The organism is Nocardia albiluteola (assembly GCF_018860155.1).
GTDB classification, from domain to species: domain Bacteria; phylum Actinomycetota; class Actinomycetes; order Mycobacteriales; family Mycobacteriaceae; genus Nocardia; species Nocardia albiluteola.
This window is the reverse complement of sequence record NZ_JAHKNI010000002.1, coordinates 374,452-377,935: the sequence shown is the minus strand read 5'-3', so window position 1 is coordinate 377,935 and position 3,484 is coordinate 374,452. Positions and strand designations below refer to the sequence as shown.

Below are 3,484 nucleotides of genomic sequence, written 5' to 3'. Positions count from 1 at the left end.
CCCACAACCTCACTTCCGGAACACCGTGTGGCGCTCCCCATGGCACACCGACGCGAACGCGCATCTTCCGGATGCGGCGTCCAGCGGTCGGGACTGCCTTCGAATTTCAATCAGACATATGTGTGTGTTCAAAGGAGTAATCCGTCGCTCAGGCCGATCTTGTTACATGGAACCGACCACACGCGCCGACCACGGCACGGCCTTCTGCTGAACTCCGCTGCTGAACACCGAACCAATCTACCGTCCGCACACCGCATCCGACCAAAAAGGTTCATAGCCACTCTGCATCAGCGAAGTCGGCTCGGCGCGGCCGCTTGCGAAACGCCGCGCCGCGCCCCTCACCAGCAGCGCAATCGCGTCGGCCGGGCATTGCGCGCACAGCCGCGTCCCATCCGATTCACAGCAGCATCGCGGCCAGGCTCGCCGTCGCGTGGCGCGGATCACCCGCGATCACTCCGCGGCGCTCCGCTCGCGCGCCGGGTCGTACAGGTGCGATTGCGCGCAACCCGGTAATACAGCCATCGCGCGGCCGACGAGGACGACCGCGGCCTGCCGCAGCCCGGCGGATTCGACCTGGTCGGCGATGTCGGCCAGGGTGCCCCGCAGCACCAGCTCCCCGGGCTGGCTCGCCCGGTAGACCACCGCAACCGGACAGTCCGCCCCGTATTCGGCGGTCAGCTCCGCGGCGATGGGCCGGATGCGCGTGATCGCCAGATGCAGCACCAGCGTCGCCCGGGTCCGCGCGAAGTTCGCCAGCGCCTCGGACTCGGGCATCGCCGTCGACCGGGCCCGGGTCCGGGTGAGCACCACCGATTGCACCAGCTCCGGGACGGTCAGCTCGGTACCGAGCACCGCGGCGGCGGCCGCGTACGCGGGCACGCCGGGAGTAACGTCCCACCCGATCCCGAGCGCGTCCAGCCGGCGGGTCTGCTCGGTCAGGGCCGAATAGAGGGAGGGATCACCCGAGCACAGCCGCGCCACATCCTTCCCTCCGGCGTGCGCCCGCGCACAGTGCCCGATGATCTCGTCCAGATCCAGCCGCTGTGTGTCGATCATCTCCGCATCCGGCGCGCAGTGCCCCAGCACCTCCGGATCGAGATACGTCCCCGCGTACAGGCACACCGGCGACTCCGCGATCAATCGCACTGCCCGCACGGTCAGCAGATCCCCGGCCCCAGGCCCCGCCCCGATGAAGTGCACGGTCATGCGGGCGAGTGTAAGCGGCGCCCGCCCGCGTCGCCGGACGACCTCCGCGTCCGGCGCCGAACCGCGCTCGGGGTCCCGTCCGGCTCATCACACCTCGCGCAAGCACGCCTCACGTGGACAGCATGACGAGGCCGGAGCCGACCGACGCGGTGCCGAGCATGGTAAGCAGGACGGCCATGACAGTCGAATTCTGTTGTGCGGGCCAGTCTTTCCAGGGCAGCAGCGGGGGCTCGGCGCGGGGGCCGGAACACAGCACAGGAATGGCTTGGCGTAAGCGAACTTACGGGCCCGGCATACGATCGGGCCCGTAGTCACGAATACGCGCGGTTGTTACGGCGTCACCAGGTTGAACGCCGGGTCCGGAGTGTCGAGCAGGGAGACAATCTTGCCCAGACCCGACGGGTCGCCCTCGATTCGCACGACACCGGACTGCGCGGCGGCCGTAATGTCCTGTCCGGCAAGCAGAATGCCGATCAGGGTGGGTCGGGTCAGCGAGAATGTCACCTCGGGGGCGGGGAGGTCGTCGCCGTCGAAGCGGTCGTAGTGCAGCAGCAGGCCGTTGCGCAATTCCACTCGGTGCGTGCGGTTTTCGTCGGTGATCCGCCAGTCGGACACCGCCTTTTCGTGCCAGGCCCGGGGACCGTCGATGCGCAGCGAGACCGCGTCGAAGAGCTGCTCGACGGTCAGCGCGGCCAGCATGGTCGGCGAGTTGGCGCGGGTCGGCGTACCGACCTTGCCGTTGCGGAGTTCGTAGGCGCCCATCAGATAGAAGTTGCGCCAGGTGGCGTTCTCCGCGCCGTAGCCGAGCTGCTCATAGGTGCTGGCCTGCAACTCGATTGCGGCCCGGTTGGTCGGGTCGGCGAAGATCACGTAGTTGACCACCTGTGCGACCCAGCGGTAATCGCCTGTGTCGTAGGCCCTTTCGGCCTTGCGCAGCACCTCCTGCGCGCCACCCATGAAATCCACGTGGCGCTTGGCGGATTCGACCGGCGGATGTTCCCACAGGTGCGCGGGATTGCCGTCGAACCAGCCCATGTACCGCTGGTAGATCGCCTTCACATTGTGCGAGACCGACCCGTAGTACCCGCGCGCATGCCAGGCGCCCGCGATCGCCGGGGGCAGCTCGAAGGTCTCGGCGATCTCGATGCCGGTGTGGCCCTGGTTCAGCCGCCGCAGCGTCTGATCGTGCAGGTAGCCGTACAGATCGCGCTGCAGCGACAGGTACTCCACGAGGCGCTCGGTGCCCCAGGTCGGCCAGTGGTGCGAGGCGAAGACGACGTCGGATTTGCGCCCGAACATGTTGATCGACTCGGTCAGGTACTGCGACCACACGTGCGGGTCGCGCACCAGCGCGCCGCGCAGGGTGAGCAGGTTGTGCTGGGTGTGGGTGGCGTTCTCGGCCATGCACAGCGCCCGCATGTCCGGGAAGTAGAAGTTCATCTCCGAGGGCGCCTCGGTGCCCGGGGTGATCTGGAAGACGATCCGCACCCCGTCGATCGTCTCCTCCTGCCCGGTGTGCGTGATGTCCATGGTCGGGGCGATGAGGCTGACGGTGCCGGTGGAAGTGGTCTGGCCCAGGCCCGCGCCGACCGCGCCCTTCGGACCGCGGGGCAGCGCCGCGCCGTACATATAGGTGGCCCGGCGTGCCATCGCGGTTCCGGCATAGATGTTCTCGGCCACCGCGTGTTCGAGGAATCCGGCGGGCGCGAGCACCGGAACGCGGCCCAAGGTGGCGTCGTCCTCGGTCATCACGCCCATGACGCCGCCGAAGTGGTCGACGTGCGAGTGGGTGTAGATCATGCCGGTCACCGGCCGGTCGCCGCGGTGCGCCCGGTACAGGGCCAGGCCCGCGGCCGCGGTCTCGGTGGAGATCAGCGGATCGATGACGATCACGCCGGAGGCGCCCTCGATGATCGTCATATTGGACAGGTCCAGGCCGCGGATCTGGTAGATGCCCTCGGTGACCTCGAACAGGCCCTGCTCGATGTTGAGCCCGCACTGCCGCCACAGGCTCGGATTCACCGACGACGGACAGGTACCCTGCAGGAAGCGGTAGGAGTCGTTGTCCCACACGATCTTTCCCTCGGCGTCGCGCACCACGCCCGGCTCCAGGGCGGCGACGAATCCGCGCCGCGCATCCTCCATATCGGCGGCGTCGTTGAACGGCAGTTCCTCGCGCACGGGATCCTGCCCGGCGACGATGTGGGCACTGGGCTCGGTTGCCCCACTCATTTCCTACCTCCTGTTGTGGATGACCGACCCGAGTCGGCCGCAGGGC

The 3,484-nt window shown here is 68.1% G+C and carries 2 protein-coding genes; both read right to left on the bottom strand.

What is annotated here, in order from left to right:
- Positions 1-450: 450 nt before the first annotated feature.
- Positions 451-1,206 carry a precorrin-4 C(11)-methyltransferase gene (cobM, locus tag KO481_RS07740; RefSeq protein WP_215916300.1) on the bottom strand — a complete coding sequence of 252 codons (756 nt, stop codon included), beginning with the start codon at positions 1,204-1,206 and terminating at the stop codon, positions 451-453.
- 330 nt (positions 1,207-1,536) lie between these two features.
- Entirely contained in the window at positions 1,537-3,438 is a 1,902-nt protein-coding gene (locus KO481_RS07735; RefSeq protein ID WP_215916299.1) for an alkyl/aryl-sulfatase, read from the bottom strand.
- Between the last annotated feature and the right edge of the window lie 46 nt (positions 3,439-3,484).

Coding starts and splice junctions, on each gene's coding strand:
- cobM (WP_215916300.1), bottom strand. CDS start 1,206: ATGACCGTGCACTTCATCGGGGCGGGGCCTGGGGCCGGGGATCTGCTG.
- KO481_RS07735 (WP_215916299.1), bottom strand. CDS start 3,438: ATGAGTGGGGCAACCGAGCCCAGTGCCCACATCGTCGCCGGGCAGGAT.